At 73.1% G+C, this 17,226-nt stretch carries 13 protein-coding genes; 5 read left to right on the plus strand and 8 right to left on the minus strand.

Annotated elements, in window-relative coordinates; all coding sequences use genetic code 11:
• The first annotated feature begins 34 nt into the window (after positions 1-34).
• Positions 35-631 (plus strand): TetR/AcrR family transcriptional regulator, encoded by a 597-nt coding sequence (locus AC2YHB_RS10040; RefSeq protein WP_179647362.1) that lies wholly within the window; start codon positions 35-37, stop codon positions 629-631.
• On the opposite strand, the gene AC2YHB_RS10045 is transcribed toward AC2YHB_RS10040, so the two are convergent.
• Positions 600-2,012: a diguanylate cyclase domain-containing protein gene (locus tag AC2YHB_RS10045; protein ID WP_487353832.1), complete on the minus strand. Its 1,413-nt coding sequence runs from the start codon at positions 2,010-2,012 to the stop codon at positions 600-602. The genes AC2YHB_RS10040 and AC2YHB_RS10045 overlap by 32 nt on opposite strands.
• Before the next feature lie 182 nt (positions 2,013-2,194).
• Between AC2YHB_RS10045 and AC2YHB_RS10050 the strand changes: the two genes are divergently transcribed.
• Positions 2,195-4,519 (plus strand): molybdopterin cofactor-binding domain-containing protein, encoded by a 2,325-nt coding sequence (locus AC2YHB_RS10050; protein ID WP_487353833.1) that lies wholly within the window; start codon positions 2,195-2,197, stop codon positions 4,517-4,519.
• A 10-nt stretch (positions 4,520-4,529) separates the two neighbouring features.
• On the plus strand, positions 4,530-5,015 hold the full coding sequence (locus AC2YHB_RS10055) for a (2Fe-2S)-binding protein (RefSeq protein ID WP_179647359.1): 486 nt from the start codon (positions 4,530-4,532) through the stop codon (positions 5,013-5,015).
• A gap of 22 nt (positions 5,016-5,037) precedes the next feature.
• Here the strand turns inward: AC2YHB_RS10055 and AC2YHB_RS10060 are convergent, their stop codons facing one another.
• Positions 5,038-6,813: an RCC1 domain-containing protein gene (locus AC2YHB_RS10060; RefSeq protein WP_487353834.1), complete on the minus strand. Its 1,776-nt coding sequence runs from the start codon at positions 6,811-6,813 to the stop codon at positions 5,038-5,040.
• Positions 6,814-6,937: 124 nt separating this feature from the next.
• Here AC2YHB_RS10060 and AC2YHB_RS10065 point away from each other — a divergent pair, with 124 nt between their 5' ends.
• Positions 6,938-8,473, plus strand: a complete 1,536-nt coding sequence (locus tag AC2YHB_RS10065) for an SDR family NAD(P)-dependent oxidoreductase (protein WP_308645434.1) — start codon at positions 6,938-6,940, stop codon at positions 8,471-8,473.
• A 23-nt stretch (positions 8,474-8,496) separates the two neighbouring features.
• Complete coding sequence (locus AC2YHB_RS10070; protein ID WP_179647356.1) at positions 8,497-8,976, plus strand: T3SS (YopN, CesT) and YbjN peptide-binding chaperone 1; 480 nt, start codon at positions 8,497-8,499, stop codon at positions 8,974-8,976.
• Positions 8,977-8,985: 9 nt separating this feature from the next.
• Here AC2YHB_RS10070 and AC2YHB_RS10075 read toward each other — a convergent pair whose 3' ends face one another.
• From AC2YHB_RS10075 to AC2YHB_RS10100, 6 genes are read right to left on the minus strand one after another with little or no spacing between them, the layout of a single operon-like run.
• The gene (locus tag AC2YHB_RS10075) at positions 8,986-9,534 is read right to left on the minus strand and encodes a flavodoxin family protein (protein WP_179647355.1); all 549 of its coding nucleotides are present in this window, start codon (positions 9,532-9,534) and stop codon (positions 8,986-8,988) included.
• Positions 9,531-10,376 (minus strand): universal stress protein, encoded by an 846-nt coding sequence (locus tag AC2YHB_RS10080; RefSeq protein ID WP_179647354.1) that lies wholly within the window; start codon positions 10,374-10,376, stop codon positions 9,531-9,533. The genes AC2YHB_RS10075 and AC2YHB_RS10080 overlap by 4 nt, the downstream gene beginning before the upstream one ends.
• A gap of 10 nt (positions 10,377-10,386) precedes the next feature.
• Positions 10,387-11,307: a universal stress protein gene (locus AC2YHB_RS10085; RefSeq protein WP_036544651.1), complete on the minus strand. Its 921-nt coding sequence runs from the start codon at positions 11,305-11,307 to the stop codon at positions 10,387-10,389.
• Positions 11,304-14,657 carry a thiol reductant ABC exporter subunit CydD gene (gene cydD, locus AC2YHB_RS10090; protein ID WP_179647353.1) on the minus strand — a complete coding sequence of 1,118 codons (3,354 nt, stop codon included), beginning with the start codon at positions 14,655-14,657 and terminating at the stop codon, positions 11,304-11,306. The genes AC2YHB_RS10085 and cydD overlap by 4 nt, the downstream gene beginning before the upstream one ends.
• Positions 14,654-15,676, minus strand: coding sequence for a cytochrome d ubiquinol oxidase subunit II (gene cydB / locus AC2YHB_RS10095; protein WP_179647352.1), 1,023 nt, complete (start codon positions 15,674-15,676; stop codon positions 14,654-14,656). Before cydB ends, cydD begins: the two co-directional genes overlap by 4 nt.
• A gap of 22 nt (positions 15,677-15,698) precedes the next feature.
• Positions 15,699-17,132, minus strand: coding sequence for a cytochrome ubiquinol oxidase subunit I (locus tag AC2YHB_RS10100; protein ID WP_179647351.1), 1,434 nt, complete (start codon positions 17,130-17,132; stop codon positions 15,699-15,701).
• Positions 17,133-17,226: the final 94 nt, after the last annotated feature.

Consider the following 17,226-nt stretch of genomic DNA (forward strand, 5'->3'; position numbering starts at 1 on the left):
TTGTTGGCAGTCTGCCAATAGTAGGGTCGGGGCCATGAGCGAAGCAGTCGCGCGTCGGCGCCTGTCCCCGGACCAGCGCCGCGAGCAGATCCTGGTCGCGGCCGAGCGGCTGTTCGCGGAGCGTCCCTACGTCGAGGTCTCCACCACCGAGCTCGCCGCGGCCGCCGGGGTAGCCCGGGGCCTGCTCAACCACTACTTCGGCGACAAGCGCGCCCTCTACCTCGAGGTCGTACGACGCGCGGCGCTGCTGCCGACGCTGGAGGACGTGCCGCTGCCGACCGGCTCGCTGGCCGAGCGGGTCGACGCGGCCGTGCACTGGTTCCTCGGCTCGATCACCCCCGAGCGGGCGACCTACCTCACCATCGGCGCGGCCGAGGGGATCGGCGACGACGCCGAGGTGCGCGCGATCCTCGAGGGCGCCCACGACCTGGCGGCCGGCCGGGTGCTCGAGCTGGTCGGGGGAGACCCTGCGGACGCGGCGTCCCGCGCCTGCATCCGGGCCTTCGGCGAGCTCGCCCGCGGCACCATCCGGGAGTGGTCGCGTGCCAGGACGTTGACCCGCGAGCAGGCCCACCTGCTGCTGCGCGAGTCACTGCTGGTCATCGTGCAGGACGTGCTGCCAGGGCTGTGACCGTGGCCGGCGGGCGGCGCCGTGCGCGCTTGTCGTCGTACATCGACTTGTCGGCCCTGCTCAGCAGGCTGCGCGAGTTGCACGACCGCTCGGACAGTGCGGTGCCGATGCTCGCCGTGATCCGGTCGTACGGCGCGTCGGAGGCCTGGCCATAGGGCTCGGCCACGCTGTCCCGGATCCGTTCGGCGCACAGGCGGAGCTCGTCGGCGTCGCGCAGGCGGGTGCAGACGACGACGAACTCGTCGCCGCCGAGCCGGGCCACCGTGTCGCCGGCGCGCACCGTGGCCAGCAGCCGGCGGGCGATCTCGACGAGCAGGAGGTCTCCCTCGGCGTGGCCCCACGCGTCGTTGACCAGCTTGAAGCCGTCGAGGTCCATCAGGATCACCCCGACCGTGCCGGGCTCGCCGCGGGCGATGGCGTCGTCGAGCCGCTCGGTCAGCAGGGTCCGGTTGGCGAGGCCGGTGAGCGGGTCCTGCAGCGCGAGGTGGCGAAGCCGCTCGATGAGGTCGTTGCGGGAGTCGCGGAACAGCGCGAGGGTCAGCACGACCATGGCGAGGCAGCCGACCATGCCCTGCGCGAGCAGGGCCTGCTCCTGCGGGGTGATGCCCTGCAGCGCGCCGCGGTCGAGCAGCGTGGCCCACACGATCGAGCCACCGGCCGCGGCGAGGAAGAGTGTGCCCGTGGTGGTGGTGTAGCGCAGCGAGACCCACATCGCGGGCAGCATGATCCCGAAGGCCGTCGGCAGGCCCGGGTTGAACCAGAAGACCCGCGCGAAGACGACGACCGTCACCACGACGCAGGCGACCGACTCGAGGACCCGCAGCCGCGACGGCTGCGGGCGGCGCCACTGCGCCTCCCGGAGACGGAGCACGACGGCCGCGCCGGCCAGAGCGGTCACGCCGTTGCGGACCGCGAACAGCCCGAAGGTCCGCGGCAGGTCCTCGTGGCCGACCGCCGCGAAGTAGACGGTGGCCAGCCCGGCGGCGACCAGGGTGCCGCACGTGACCGCCACGACCAGGTGCCCGAGGTCGGCAGGGTCGCGCAGCGTGATCTGGCGGCCGCCGTACCCGAGGACGAGGGTGGTGACGGCCGCCAGCGCGACGTTGACCAGCACGAACCACGCCGAGAGGCCGACGGGAGCGCCGGTGGTGAGGTTGACGCCGAAGGTGAGCGCGGCGAGCACGATCCAGTGGAAGGCGGCAGTGCGGCGTGGCAGGCCGCGGGCGTGGATCCCCCAGAGAACCGCGACCGCGGCCGCCGGCCACACCAGCGACACCTCACTGCCCTCGACCCGGGTGGCACGGCCGACCAGGATCGCGACCGAGTAGGCAGCGCCGAAGCCGAGGGCGGGCAGCAGTGCCCGGGCGGCGGATGCGGCCACGGCTCCTCCCGACTTCCTCGGCTTCTTCGGCGGGCACTGCTCCCATCGGCGCGCGGGGCGATGATCGGAGTGGTTTCCGCCGAGTCGGCGGGTGCACCCCTCCAACGGGGGTGAGCGACCAACCTCCGACCAATCTCCGGCTGCTGTGCTGGTGTGACCGCCATCTCACTCGGGGAGAAATCATGGGGAAGTCTCCGGCGCGCGCCTCCGCGCGCCCACTTAGCCGCCGCTCCTTCGTCGGCTACGTCATGGGGGGCACGAGCCTCGTCGTGGCCGCCGACCTCGTCGCCGGTGCCGCACCGGCGCACGCCGTCCCGATCCCGTCACTGCCGCAGGTGCCGGAGCTCTACGACCTCAACGACTTCCTGACGCACTGCGCGTTGCCGACGTCGAACCTCATCGCGATCCACGTCGACGAGGAGGGGCACGCCCACTTCGCCCTCCCGAGGATGGAGGTCGGCCAGGGCATCACCACCTCGATCGGCATGCTCATCGCCGACGAGCTCGACCTGCCGCTCGACCGGGTGCACGTCACGCTGGCGCCGGCACGGCCCGAGCTGCTCTTCAACCAGCTCACCGGCGGCTCCAACACGATGATCTCGATGTACACGCCGGTGCGGGTCGCGGCCGCGGTGGCGCGCAAGGCCCTCCTCGACGCCGCCGCCGTCCAGCTCGGCGCCCTGGTCACGACGCTGACCGTGAAGGGCGGCATCATCTCGGACCTGCTCGGCAACACGCTCACCTACGGCGAGGCCGCGGCGACCGCGGCCTCGCCGACCACGAAGCGGGTCCGGGTCAGGCTCAAGGCAGCAGCGGACCAATCGCTCATCGGTACGCCGCAGCGCCGCGTGGACGCCCTCGACGCGGTGACCGGCCGCAAGCAGTACGCGATGGACCTCGACGTCCCGGACGCCCTGCCCACGATGGTGTGCCGGGCGCCGGACCTCAACGGCACCGCACGCTCCGTGCGCAACCAGGCGGCCGTCGCCTCGATGCCCGGTGTCACCCACGTCGCGATCATCCCGACGGGCGTCGCCGTCCGCGCGAGGACCTTCGGCCAGTGCATCGACGCCGTGCGGGCCCTCGACGTCGAGTGGAGTCCCGGCACGGTCGTCGGGAAGTCGTCGGCCGACATCCTCGGCGAGCTGCGCAAGGCCCAGCTGCCGCTGGTCGTCCCCAAGCTCGGGGCCAGCACCGTCGAGGCCGAGTTCGTCTTCCACTTCCGCAGCGGCTCGGCCCTCGAGCCCAACTGTGCCGTCGCCGACGTACGCGACGGGACGGCGACGATCTGGGGCGGGCTCAAGTCGCCGATCGACACCCAGTCGAAGGTGGCCAAGGCGCTCGGCCTGCCGCAGGGCAAGGTGACCGTCCACGTCGTCCAGGGCGGCGGGTCCTTCGGGCGCAAGCTGTTCAGCGACGCGGCGATCGAGGCGGCCCACGCGTCGAAGGCGTTCGGGGCGCCGGTGAAGCTGATGTGGCACCGCGCCGACGAGCCGCGCCAGGGTCGCGTGCACCCGATGACGACATCGCGGATCCGGGCCAGCGTCCTCGCCGGCAGCGTGATCAGCTTCGAGCAGCGGCACACGGCCGTCACGACGGACTTCACCCACGGCCTCGGCGAGCGGCTGACCGCGGAGGTGGCGGCGCTGCCGACCGGGCTGGCCAACCTGACCTTCTCGGAGTCGATCTTCACGCTCACCCAGGAGCTGCCCTACAACTTCGGGGTCGTCACCCAGCTCCTCAACGAGACCGACCACGACGTCAGGCGGTTCAACACCAGCTCGGTGCGCAACGTCTACTCCCCGGAGGTCCGCTGCGCCAACGAGCTGATGGTCGACCAGCTGGCGAAGAGGTTCAAGCAGGACCCCGTCGCCTTCCGGCGCGCGCACCTGCGCAGCGGGATCGTCAAGCGGGTCCTCGAGCGGGCGGCCGAGCTGGGGGAGTGGGGCCGGACGATGCCGCCCGGCACCGCCCAGGGCATCGCGATCCACAAGGAGTACAAGGGCGCGACCGCCGTACTGGTGGAGATCGACTGCCGGCCCGAGACGGTCGACCGGAAGGTCCGCGACGCGGTCACCGGGCCGCGGGTCACCAAGGCCCTCGTGGTCGTTGACTGTGGCCTGGTCGTCAACCCGCTGGGCGTGCAGGCCCAGATGATGGGCGGCTTCATGGACGGGATGGCCCAGGCGCTGACCTACAGCAACCACCTCGTCGACGGGCACTTCCTCGAGGCGAGCTGGGACAACTCGGCGTACACGCGTCAGTGGAACGTCCCGTTCGAGTTCCGGTGCGAGGTCATCGACTCCGACCGCAAGGAGCCCGGCGGCGCCGGCGAGGCGGGGGTCGCGGCGTCGATGGCCGCGGTGGCCTGCGCCTACGCCCGGGCTACGGGCACCCTGCCCAAGGAGTTCCCGATCAACTTCCACGCGCCGCTGCACTTCGAGCCCAAGCCGTTCGTCCCGTCCGTCCCCGAGTCGCCGGTCAACGGCCTCGACCACACCTTCTGAGGTCCCCGACATGCCGAAGCACACCTTCCAGCTGAACGGCGAGACGGTCACCGTCGACGTCGAGGACGACGTCCGCATCCTCTGGGTCCTGCGCGACGTCCTGGGCGTCACTGGACCCAAGTACGGCTGCGGGATCAACGTCTGCAAGGCCTGTACGTCGCACATCAACGGCAAGGCCTTCAACCCCTGCTCGGTGCCGGTCTCCGCCATCGGCGAGGACGACGAGATCACCACGATCGAGGGACTCGCCGACACCGCTCCCGGCGACGGGCTGCACCCCATGCAGGACGCCTGGCTCGAGCACGACGTCGCCCAGTGCGGCTACTGCCAGCCAGGCCAGATCATGGCCGCCGTCGCGCTGGTCAACAAGGTCCGCGCCGAGGGCCGGGCGATCACCGAGGACGACCTCGACTCGATCCGCAACGTCTGCCGGTGCGGGACCTACTCGCGGATCAGGGAGGCGGTGCGCACGGGAGCCGCGGCGATGGGCGGCTGAGGGCCCCGGAGCCGCTGGCGCATCACGGGGCGACCACGACGGTCCAGGCGATGGCCTTGCTCGAGACGACGCTCGCGGTGGCCGTCCGGGCGGGCCAGGTCCCGGCGGGTGCCGGACCGCCGTCCGCGGTGAGGCTGACGACCTGTCCGCTCCCACTGCCTGCTCCGGTGCGTCGCGGCACCAGGTCGGCGACGGTCCACGTGACCACCTCGTTGACCTTGCTCACCCAGTGGTGGACGACCCGCGAACCGGGCGTGGTGACGGCGACGGGAGCGCTCAGGTGGGACGCGCCGGTGCCCGTCTCGGCGCGGGAGGCCGTGGCCGTCACCGCCGATCCGTCGTACGCCGCCAGGCTGACGTCGACCTTGCTGGTGGCGTCGAGCACGACGGTGACGCTCGACCCCGGCGTGCCGGTGGCGGTCCGGGTGAACGCCCAGGACCGGAGGTCGGACCCGTCGGTCGCGACGCCGAGCAGGGACCATCCCGTCGGCGCCGGAACGGTCGCGAGCCGGTTGGTCCCGACGAACAGCACCAGGACGTCCCCGGCCTGGACCGTGGCGGGCACGGCGACGGTGACTGAGCTCGCGTTGCCGCTCGCTCCGGACACCGCACGGAACTCCGCCGTCCCGGACGGCTCCGGCGGAGCGCCGGTCGCGGCGACCGCGACGGAGAACTCCGCGCCACCGCTGACCCGGACGACATCGGTGAGCCCGGGCACGGCAACGGCGGTCGACCGGCTCGTGAGGGTCCCGTCGCCCAGCTGGCCGGAGGAGTTGTGGCCCCAGGTGCGGACCGTCCCGTCGGCCAGCGCGGCGAGTCCGTGGTCGCGTCCGGACCCGATCGTGACCGCTCCACTCACGCCGAGCACGGTGACCGGGCGCGTGCGCTGGGTGCTGGTGCCGTCCCCCAGCTCGTTGCGGTAGTTGCGGCCCCAGGCGGCCACGCGGCCGTCGCTGCGCAGGGCGTAGGAGTGGTGGGCGCCCGCGGCGAGCATGGTCGCCCCGGTCAGCACCTGCACGGGCGACGTCCGGTCGGTGAGCGTGCCGTCGCCGAGTTGGCCGTAGGCGTTCCACCCCCACGCCCAGACGCTCCCGTCGATGCGCAGGGCGAGCCCGTGGTCCCGGCCGCCGGCCACCTGGACGACATCGGTCAGCGCACCGACCCGGACCGGGGTGGAGTGGTTGACCAGCGTGCCGTCGCCCAGCTGCCCGTCGTCGCCACGGCCCCACGCCCACACGGTGCCGTCGGTGGCGACGGCGTAGGACATGTCGCGGCCCGCCGCGACGTACGCGTAGGTGCGTGTGCCGCTGACCTGCACCGGACGGTTCCGGTTGGTGGTGGTGCCGTCGCCGAGCTGGCCGACGTTGTTGTAGCCCCAGGTCCACAGGGATCCGTCCGAGCGCAGGGCGAGCGAGTGGTAGTGGCCGGTCGAGACCATGGTGACCCCGTCCAGCCCGGCGACCGGGCCCGGCGAGGGCCGCTGCCCCCCGGTCGTGCCGCCACCGAGTTGACCCATCTGGTTGCTGCCCCAGGTCAGCACGGTGCCGTCCTCCCGGAGGGCGACGGCGTGCTCGCGGCCGGTGTGGATGTCGACGACTTCGTCCATCCCCGGGACCGGCGCCGGCGCCCGGTGTGCGTCGGTGGTCCCGTCGCCGAGCTCGCCGAACGCATTGCCGCCCCACGCGTGGACCGCACCCGGCGGGGTCGGCACGGCCGGGGCCCGCGCAGGCAGGACGAGGAGGAACGCCGCCGCGAGCGTGGTCAGCACGGGCGTGACGACGGACTTGGCGATCGTCATGACGAGCCTCCCTGTGCAGTGCCTCACGCTAGGCCCGGAGCCCGTGCCGGGCGTCATCCATTTCAGGTACCTCCTGAGTCACCTCGACGACGGGATGAGGGCCCGCCACGCGTACGATTCGCCGGTGACCAGCGCAGACTCCGACGTCCCCTTCTCCGGCCTCGACCGGATCGACCCGGACGAGCTCGCGATCGCGATCAAGGTGCTGCGGCAGATCCCCGAGCTGCACCCGGACCACGAGGACGTGCGCACGATGAAGCGCGCGGCGTCGTACATGTACAAGCTGATCAAGAAGTCGCGGCGGGCCGAGATCCGGCAGGAGCGGCAGCGCCACGACCAGGAGATCATCGAGAGGACGGCGACCGGCTCGCCGATGCGGATCGACGACGAGACGGCGGGCATCCCGCTGGTGTCGACGGCGAAGGGTGCCTTCGCGGGCGAGCTGATCACCGCGCGCGGGTGCTACATCTGCAAGGAGGACTTCACCCTCGTCGACGCCTTCTACCACTGGCTGTGCCCGCGCTGCGCGGCGATGAGCCACGCGAAGCGCGACCAGCGCACGGACCTCACCGGCAAGCGGGCGCTGCTGACCGGTGGGCGCGCCAAGATCGGCATGTACATCGCGCTGCGGCTGCTGCGCGACGGGGCGCACACCACGATCACGACGCGCTTCCCGAAGGACGCCGTACGCCGCTTCGCCGCGATGGAGGACTCGGCCGACTGGCTCCACCGGCTCAAGGTCGTGGGCATCGACCTGCGCGACCCCACCCAGGTCATCTCGCTGACCGACGATGTCGCGGCCGACGGCCCGCTCGACATCATCATCAACAACGCCTGCCAGACCGTGCGCCGGCTGCCGGGCGCCTACTCGCACCTGATCGACGGCGAGAACACCGCTCTGCCGAGCGCGGAGTCGCTCGGTGTGAAGGCGCTGCCCGAGATGGTCACCTTCGACCGGATCTCCGAGGCGCACCCCGCCGCGATCGCCGGCGCCCTCGCCGACACGGCGGTCGCGCACCACGAGGGTGAGTCCGCCGAGGCCGCGCTGGCCGCCCACAACGCGGCGTCGCTCACGGCGCTGTCGCTCAAGGCCGGTGGCGCCTCGCTCGAGGCGCACCTGGCAGGCACGGCGATCGACGCCGGCGGCCTGATCCCGGACATCCAGGACAACAACTCCTGGACGCAGGTGCTCGACGAGGTGGACCCGCTGGAGCTCCTCGAGGTGCAGTTCTGCAACTCGATCGCGCCCTTCCTCATCAACTCCCGGCTGCGTCCGGCGCTGCGCGCCGCCGTCCAGAACGGCGCCCGGCGGGCCTACATCGTCAACGTGTCGGCGATGGAGGGCCAGTTCTCCCGCCGCTACAAGGGCGCGGGCCACCCGCACACCAACATGGCCAAGGCCGCGCTCAACATGATGACCCGCACGTCGTCGGGCGAGATGTTCGAGACCGACCGGATCCTGATGACCGCCGTCGACACCGGCTGGATCACCGACGAGCGGCCGCACTACGAGAAGCTGCGCATCGCCGCCGAGGGCTGGCACGCACCGCTCGACCTCGTCGACGGCGCCGCCCGCGTCTACGACCCGATCGTCCGCGGCGAGGCCGGCGAGGACATCTACGGCGTCTTCGTGAAGGACTACGAGCCGTCGCCCTGGTGACCGCTGCTGAGTAGGGTCGGGCCATGAGCCGCGACATGGTCGATGCGTACGTCGAGCGCCTGCTCGAGGAGTTCTCGGGCAACGAGTCCCTGACGAAGGACGACCAGGGCGGCTACGCCTTCCGGCACGGCAGCAGCGGCTACACCGTGCGCGTCGTGGGCAATGACGACCGCCCCGCGGTGCGGGTGTGGTCGGTCGCCGTACACGACGTGGAGCAGACCCCCGAGCTGCTCGGCACCCTCAACGACATCAACCAGCGGCTCCTGCACGCGCGGGTCTACTGGGCGGAGAAGGCGGTCGTGTTCGAGGACGCCGTCGCCGGCCTCGCGCTCAACAAGGGCACCCTCGAGTCGTCGCTGGTCGACGTGGCGGAGGCGAGCAACTTCTTCGGCCCGCAGCTGAAGGAGAGGTTCGGTGGCTCGCTGACCTTCGAGGAGGAGCCGGCGGCGGAGAAGGCCGACCCGACGGCGGAGCCGGCAGCGGGGGACGGGCTCTACCTCTGAGATTCGGCCTCAGGCCGCCTCGCTGAGCTCCTCGAGGCAGGCGGAGCCGACCATCCGGCCCCAGTTCTCCGCGCGGGCGAGCTCGCCGTCCCGGAGGGGCCCGCGCACCCTGTCCACCGCGAAGCCGACCGGCTTGCGCAGGAGACGGAATCCGCGCCGGTGCAGCAGACGGGCGGCAGTGCGGGCCGCGGACAGTGGCAGGTGCCGCACACGCCCGATCCGCGTGTCGAAGACGACCAGACGGTCGGTGCCGTAGCGCTGCGGCAGGGACTGGGCGATCCAGTCCCGAAGGCCGATCGCGGCCCGGTCGGGGCCGGCACCCTGGCGCACGGCCTCGGCACGGCTCTCCCTGCGGCTCAGCGTGAAGCCGTGGGTGGGCGCGCCGACGGCGAGGAGGTCGACGTCGACGGGACCGGTCGACGCCAACGACGTGACGGGCACGGCGTGGGCCGCGAACCCCGCCCGCCGGAGCCCCCGCGCCACGGCCTCCGCCGTCTGGGTGGTGTTGTCGAACATCGACTCGTAGACCACGAGGGCACTGGGTGGTCGGGTGCTCACGATGTGACCCGCTCCCGCTCGACAGGTACGACGGCGACATTGGTCTGCGCGCGCTCGACCACGGCGGTGGCGATGGAGCCGGTCACGAGCCGGCTGACGGTGTCGAGGGGGTGCCGGCCCACGACCACCAGGTCCCAGGCGCCGGTGCGCCAGCCGACCACGTCGTCGACGAGGCCGTGGTTGACGCGCTCCGTCACCGGGACGTCCGGGTACTTCTCGGCGAACCCGGCGAGCGACTCGGCCAGCGCGAGGTGGGCCTCGTCTCCGATCCCGAGGTCGGCGTCGTCCAGCTTGACGTTGCGCAGGCCGGCCACGGCAGCCATCACGTCCCACACGCAGTGGACGGCCGTGAGCGGTTGACCGTGCAGGGATGCCTGCGCGAACGCGAACTCGATGACCGGCAGCGACGACTCGCTGGCGTCGACGGCGACCAGGACCCCCTGGCGGACCTGCTCCTCGGCACGGGGCCGGCACACGACGACCGGGCACACGGCCTCGCGGCTCACCGCGGCGCTCACCGAGCCGAGCAGGGCGCTGCGCACGGTTCCGCGGCCGTGGGACCCGACCACCAGCAGGTGGGCGTTGCGGGTGAGCTCGACGAGCACGTTGCGGGGGTCTCCCGCCGCGCTGACGCCGCTCACCTCCACGCCCGGGGCGAGCTCGTGCACGGTGCGGACCGCGTCGGCGTTGATCCGGAACGCACTGCCCTCCTCGGTCGTGACGACCACCAGGGGGCGGCGCTCGAGGCGGGCCTGCTCGGCGGCCCAGCGCAGGGCGCGCGCGCCGTGCTTGGACCCGTCGGCGCCGACGACGATGCTGCCCGGGCGGATGCGGCGGTTCATCTCCGCCTCCTCAGTCCTCGTCGCCGGACTCGGCGGGGTCGGCCTCCGGGACCACGGCGACGGTGGTCCGGGCGTGCTCGATGACGGAGATCGCCACCGAACCGGTCACCAGGCGCAGCAGGCTGTCGACGGGGTGCCGACCCACGACGACGAGGTTCCACTCCGCGGTGCCGGTGGCGAGGAACTCCTCGGCCAGCCCGCGCCCCAGCCGCAGGTCGGTGCTCACCTCGGGGAACTTCGAGCACATCCCGGCGACGCTCTCGGAGAGCAGCAGCCGCTGCTGCTCGAGCCCGTCCTCCTGGGGCGAGACCAAGCCGGGGCCGAGCAGCGCGGCCACCTGGTCCCACACGCAGTGCACGACGGTCAGCGGCAGGTCGAGCAGCGAGGCCTGGTGGAAGGCGAACTCGATGACGGGCAGGGACTCGGGAGTCCCGTCGGCACCGACGAGGATCCCGCGCGTCGGGATCTCGGACCGGGCGGGCGGCCGACACACGAAGACCGGGCAGGCCGCGTCGCGGCTCACCGCGGCGCTGACCGACCCGAAGGCCTTGCTGCGGAAGCTGCCGCGGCCGCGGGAGCCGAGCACGAGGAGGTGCGCCCGGCGCGACAGCTCCACGAGCGCCTGGCGCGGGTCGCCCACGAGCACCTCGGCGGACGCCTCGAGTCCGGGGCGGAGGTGGCGTACGACGGCCAGGGCGTCCTCGGCCACGGACCGACCGTGCTCGACGAGGTCGTCGACGCTGGGGGCATAGCCGGCGCCGACACCGCCCCAGGCCGTGACCGGGACCTGCGTGGCTCCGGTAGCGGTGACGACGACGAGGGGACGCCGCTCGAGGAAGGCCTGTTCGGCGGCCCAGTGGACCGCGCGGGTGGCGTCCTCCGAACCGTCGGTGGCGACGACGACACTGCTGGGGTTGATGGTGGTGGTCATGGCTCCACCCTCCGTCCGGAGGAGGTCCGGCGGACACGGGCCGAGGCCCCCGCATGGGTGGGACCTTCGGCCCCTCCAACCGGTCCCGTGAGCTCGACGGTCCGGTCGACCAGGTCCCGCCCGGCCGTGCCGTGGGTGATCCAGAGGACCGACCTGACGCGGGGGCCGGTCATCACCTCGTGCGCGAGCTGCTCGGCGGTGGCGTGGTCGAGGTGGGCCGTCGGCTCGTCGAGGACCAGCACGGGGTGGGCGGCGAGGAGCGAGCGGGCGACGCCGATCCGCGCCCGTTCGCCGCCCGAGACGCCCGCGTGGCCGGTCCCGAGCCACGTGCCCAGCCCGTCCGGCAGTCCGTCGAGCCAGGGGCCGAGGCAGGCGGCGCGCAGCGCCTCCTCGACCTCGGTGGCCGAGGCCTCGGGCCGGGCGAGGCGGACGTTCTCGAGGAGGGTCGTCGCGAACACGTGGGGCTGGTCGTCGACCAGGCCGACCATCCGTCGTACGTCGTCCGGGGCGGTGTCCTCGAGCTCGGCGCCGCCGATCCGGGCAGACCCGCCGCACGCGTCGAGGAAGCGGAGCAGGACGGCGGCGACGGTGCTCTTGCCGCTCCCGGACGCACCCACGAGCGCCACCCGGTCGCCCGGGGCGAGGTCGAGCGTCACGGGGGAGGTGGCCGGTGCGCGGAGTTCCCAGCGGGCGCGGACGTCGGCGAGCTCCACGACGCTGTCCGTGGGCTGCGATCGGCCAGGGACGTCGGCGACGGCGGGTGGCGTGCGCTCGAGGTCGGCCAACCGGTCCTCGGCGGCCTCGGTGCGGGCGGCGACGACACCGGCGTCCGCGCAGGGCAGGGCGACGTCGGTGAGGGCGAGGGGGAGCAGGACGAGCAGGGCCATCACCGGACCGCTCAGCGCTCCCGCGGCGACCTCGCCTCCGGCCAGCGCCGCGGTCACTGCCACCGCCGCCCCGCCCGCCGTCAGCACCAGCGCGCGGGCCAGCGCCAGCCAGGCAGCCGTGGTGACGGTGACCGCGCCGAGCCGCGCACTCACCTCGGCGACCCGGTCGGCGGTCGGCACGGCGCGCTGCCACATCCGCAGGTCCTCGCCGACCTGCAGCGCGTCGACCACGCTCCGGGACAGTCCGGCACGGAGAGCGACCAACCGCCGTTCCGCGGCGCGGGCGCCGTGCCGGGCGAGCAGGTGGGCGGCCGCGGTGACGCTGCCGAGGCCCAGGACGACGAGGGCGACGGCCGGTTGCAGGACGGCGGCCACCCCCGCCGCGAGCAGGATCACCAGACCGAGCTGGACCAGCGGGAGCCGGACCCGGAGCTGCCGGTCGACCACGCTGTCGACGTCGTCGACGACCGAGGTCAGCAGGTCGCCCCGCCGCCTGCCGAGTCGGGCCGGCACGAGGGGCACCAGGGCGTCGTACACCTCGACGCGGCGGCGGGCGAGGAGCCGCAGGGCGGCGTCGTGGGCGCGCAGCCGCTCCACGTAGCGCAGCACCGGGCGGGCGAGTCCGAAGGCACGCACCCCGACGACGGCGACGAGCAGGGTGAGGACGGCGGGGCGGCTGGAGGCCTGCACGATGAGCCAGCCCGCGGTCGCCGTGAGCGCGACCCCGGAGGCGGAGGCGAGGGCGCCGATCACGGCCGCACCGGCGAGGGTGCGGCGCTCGGTGGAGGCCGCAGGTACGTCGACCGGGACGCCTGCCGGGTGCCCCGGCCCGGGAGCGGCGGGCACGGCGTGGGGCGCGGCTGCCGGGGCCGGCAGCGCGATCACCCGGTCCGCCAGCTCCACCAGCCGTGGCCGGTGCGCGACCACGATCACGCCGCGACGGCGACCGAGGGCGACGATCGTGTCGGCGATGACCTGCTCGGTCAGGTCGTCCAGGTGGGCGGTGGGCTCGTCGAGGAGCACCCACGGGCGGTCGGCGAGCACGATCCGGGCCAGCGCGAGCCGGGCGCGCTCGCCGGCCGACAGGGTGGTGCCGTCCTCGCCGAGCGGGGTGTCCAGACCGGCGGGGAGCTGACGCACCCGGACCTCGAGGGCGACCTCGCGCAGGGCCCGCCACAGCTGGTCGCCGGTCGCGTCCGGCCGGGCGAGGCGCAGGTTGTCGCCGATGGTGCCGTCGACGAACCGCGGCTGCTGCGGCAGCCAGGCGACCTGGGCCTGCCAGCGCGGGCCGCCGACCGGCTCGCCGCCGGACAGCACGGCTCCGTCGTGGGGCACGAGCCCGGCGATCGCGGCCAGCAGGGTGGACTTGCCGCAGCCGGACGGACCGGTCACGGCGGTGATGCCCTGCGCCGGGAGCAGCGCGGAGAGGTCGTGGACCGCGGGCACGCTGCGTCCCGCACGGGTGACGCCCACGTGGTCGAGGACGAGCGGCGCGTGCGGCGGCGCGGGCCGGTCGACGGTGACGGGCAGCGGACGGGAGAGGAGCTCGTCGGCCGCCTCGAAGGTGGCGGCGCCCTCGGCGGCGGCATGGAACTCCGCGCCCACCCGCCGCAGCGGCCAGTAGGCCTCCGGCGCGAGCAGCAGGACGACGAGCGCGGTCGTCAGGTCGAGCGAGCCGGAGGCGAGCCGTACGCCGACGGTCACGGCCACCAGCGCGACGGACAGCGTCGCGACCAGCTCGAGCACGGCGGAGGAGGCGAAGGCGATGCGCAGGGTCCGCAGCGAGGCCCGGCGGTAGCGGTCGGTGACCTCGGCGATGCGGGCGGACTGGGCGCGGGCGCGACGGTGGGCGACCAGCGTCGGCAGGCCCCGCACCACGTCCAGGAAGTGTCCCGACAATGAGGCCATCGCCCGCCACTGCTCCTCCGCCCGGTCGCGGGTGGCGATTCCGACGAGCGCGCCGAAGACGGGCACGAGCGGCAGGGTGAGGACGACGATGAGGGCGCTCAGCAGGTCCTGGGTGGCCAGCGCCACGACGGTCAGCGGCGGCAGCACGGCCGCGACGACGACCGCGGGGAGGTAGCGGGTCAGGTAGGGCTCCGCCGCGCTGACCCCGCGGGTGGCGAGGGTCGCGACGTCGTCGGCCGGGTCCGGTCCGGCGGACGCCTCGATCGCCGACCGCACGAGCCGGTGCCGCAGCACGGTGCCGACCGATGCCGCGGCGCGGGCGGCGAACAGGTCGCCGATCCCGCCGACCAGGCCCCGCACCGCGAGCAGGCCGATGACGGCGAGGCACCAACGGGCGATGCCGGTCCCGTCGAGCACGGCGACGACCAGGCCGGTGACGACCCACGCCTGGGTGATGACCAGGAGGCCGCCGACCACGCCGGTGCCGACCACCCCGGCCAGGGCTGCGCGCGCCGGCACCAGCAGCGCGCGCAGCCTCGGGTCGGACGGCCTCATCGGGCGGCGGTGGCCGGCGCCGGGGCGGCCGGGATGTGGTGGACGGCGATCCGCTTGCGGAACACCCAGTACGTCCATGCCTGGTAGGCCAGGACCAGCGGCGTGAACACGACGGCCACCACCGTCATGATCCCCAGCGTGTACGACGTCGCGGCGGCGTTGGTCGTCGTGAGGCTCGTGCCCCCGGCGAGCGTCGTCGGCATCACGTCGGGGAAGAGGGCGAGGAACAGCCCGGCCACCGCGAGCGCGATCGTGACGAAGGTGCCGAGGAAGGCCCAGCCCTCGCGCGCGGCGCGTGCGGCGAGGCCGGCGCCGACCAGGGCCAGGGCCGCAGCGACGAAGGCGACCGCGGAGCCGACAGTGCCGGTCTGCTGCTGGGTCCAGGCGAGGAAGGCCACGGCGAGGACCGCGGTCACGCCGACGGCCGGGAGGGCCAGGCCGCGCGCACGGTGCCGGATCTCACCGTCGGTCTTGAGGGCGACGAAGAGCGCCCCGTGGGTGACGAACAGCCCCAGCGTGGTCAGGCCGCCCAGCAGCGCGTAGGGGTTGAGCAGCTCGAAGAAGCCGCCGGCGTACTCCAGGTCGGCGTCGATCGGCACGCCCCGCAGGATGTTGGCGAAGGCGACGCCCCACAGCAGCGCGGGGACGAAGGAGCCGACGATGATCGCCAGGTCCCAGCGGCGTCGCCAGCGGTCGTCGTCGCGCTTGGCGCGGTACTCGAAGGCCAGGCCGCGCACGATCAGCGCGACCAGGATGAGCAGCAGGGGCAGGTAGAACCCGCTGAACAGCGTCGCGTACCACTCGGGGAACGCCGCGAAGGTCGCGCCGCCGGCGACGAGCAGCCACACCTCGTTGCCGTCCCAGACCGGGCCGATGGTGTTGATCATGACCCGGCGCTCGGTGTCGTCACGGGCGAGCACCGGCAGCAGCATGCCGACGCCGAAGTCGAACCCCTCGAGGGTGAAGTAGCCGATCCACAGGACGGCGATCAGGCTGAACCAGACGGTCGTGAGCTCCATGGTGTTGTCCTCGTTCCGGTGGTCAGTAGGCGAAGGCCAGGGGGCGGTCGTCGCCCGCGTCGTCCGGCACCTCGGGGGGCAGCTCGTCGGCGCCGCGGCGGATCCAGGTCAGCATCAGCCGGACCTCGACGACGGCCAGGACGCCGTACACCGCGGTCAGGGTGAGCAGCGAGATCCATGCCTCCGCGGTGGTGAGCCCGGGCGAGACCGCGTGCTCGGTCGTCATCAGGCCGAACACCGCCCACGGCTGGCGGCCCATCTCGGTGAAGATCCAGCCGGAGGTGTTCGCGAGCAGCGGCAGGAGGGGCAACCCGACCGCCGCGGCGAGCACGGCCCTGCCCTGCGGCGTGCGTCCGGCGCGGGTGGCCCACAGCACCCAGACCGCGATGGCGGCGCCGGCCATGCCCAGGCCGATCATCAGCCGGAAGGTCCAGTAGGTCAGCGGGATCACCGGGGTGTAGTCGCCGGGGGAGTAGTAGGCGGCGCCCGGGTCGGCGCCGTACTCCTCCTGGTAGCGCTCGCGCAGCTCGTTGATGCCCTCGACCTCGCCGTTCGGCGTGCCGGTGGCGAGGAAGGACAGCAGGCCCGGCACCTTGACCGAGAAGGTCTCCTCGTCGCCGTCGAGGGTGCCGAGCTGGAAGACCGAGAAGTCGGCGGGCGCCTCGGTCTCGTAGAGCCCCTCCGCCGCGCCCATCTTCATCGGCTGGACCTCGGTCATGATCTTGCCCTGCACGTCGCCGCTGACGACGACGCCGAGCGCCGCCACGAGCACGATCCACGCACCGGTGCGCACGGCCGGCCGGTAGAGCGCGCGGTCGGCGTCGGTGCGGGCCCGGCGCAGGTGCCACAGGGCGACCCCGACGACGAACGCGGCGCCAGTCATGTACGCGGACAGCACGACGTGCGGGAAGGTCACCAGCTGCACCTTGTTGAACATCACCGCCGCGAAGTCGTTCATCTCCGCGCGTCCGGTGTCGGGGTTGTACTCGTAGCCGACCGGGTGCTGCATCCAGGAGTTCGCCGCGAGGATGAAGTACGACGAGAACAGGGTCGCGACGTGGACCAGGACGATGCACGCGGCGTGCAGCTTCGCTGGCAGCCGGTCCCAGCCGAAGATCCACAGGCCGAGGAAGGTGGACTCGAGGAAGAAGGCGAGCAGCCCCTCGACCGCGAGCGGCGCGCCGAACACGTCGCCGACGAAGCGGGAGTAGTCGCTCCAGTTCATGCCGAACTGGAACTCCTGCACGATCCCGGTCACGACGCCGATGGCGAAGTTGATCAGGAAGAGCTTGCCGAGGAACTTCGTCAGGCGCAGCCAGCGCTCGTTGCCGGTCCGCAGCCAGGCGATCTCGTACCCCGCGATGACCGCGGACAGGCCGATCGTGATCGGGACGAAGAGGAAGTGGTAGACGGTCGTGATGGCGAACTGCCACCGCGCGATGTCGGTCGGGTCCACGAGGGCTCCTGGCATGGGTCGGGGGCTGACGCGACCACGCTAGGAACGGGCGAGTCCCTGCTCCCACGGCCGGACTTCCCCGTCGGGCGGGACC

Source organism: Nocardioides sp. SRI_004 (assembly GCF_057586415.1).

Coding starts and splice junctions, on each gene's coding strand:
- cydD (WP_179647353.1), bottom strand. CDS start 14,657: ATGAGGCCGTCCGACCCGAGGCTGCGCGCGCTGCTGGTGCCGGCGCGC.
- AC2YHB_RS10070 (WP_179647356.1), top strand. CDS start 8,497: ATGAGCCGCGACATGGTCGATGCGTACGTCGAGCGCCTGCTCGAGGAG.
- cydB (WP_179647352.1), bottom strand. CDS start 15,676: ATGGAGCTCACGACCGTCTGGTTCAGCCTGATCGCCGTCCTGTGGATC.
- AC2YHB_RS10040 (WP_179647362.1), top strand. CDS start 35: ATGAGCGAAGCAGTCGCGCGTCGGCGCCTGTCCCCGGACCAGCGCCGC.
- AC2YHB_RS10085 (WP_036544651.1), bottom strand. CDS start 11,307: ATGACCACCACCATCAACCCCAGCAGTGTCGTCGTCGCCACCGACGGT.
- AC2YHB_RS10060 (WP_487353834.1), bottom strand. CDS start 6,813: ATGACGATCGCCAAGTCCGTCGTCACGCCCGTGCTGACCACGCTCGCG.
- AC2YHB_RS10055 (WP_179647359.1), top strand. CDS start 4,530: ATGCCGAAGCACACCTTCCAGCTGAACGGCGAGACGGTCACCGTCGAC.
- AC2YHB_RS10050 (WP_487353833.1), top strand. CDS start 2,195: ATGGGGAAGTCTCCGGCGCGCGCCTCCGCGCGCCCACTTAGCCGCCGC.
- AC2YHB_RS10080 (WP_179647354.1), bottom strand. CDS start 10,376: ATGAACCGCCGCATCCGCCCGGGCAGCATCGTCGTCGGCGCCGACGGG.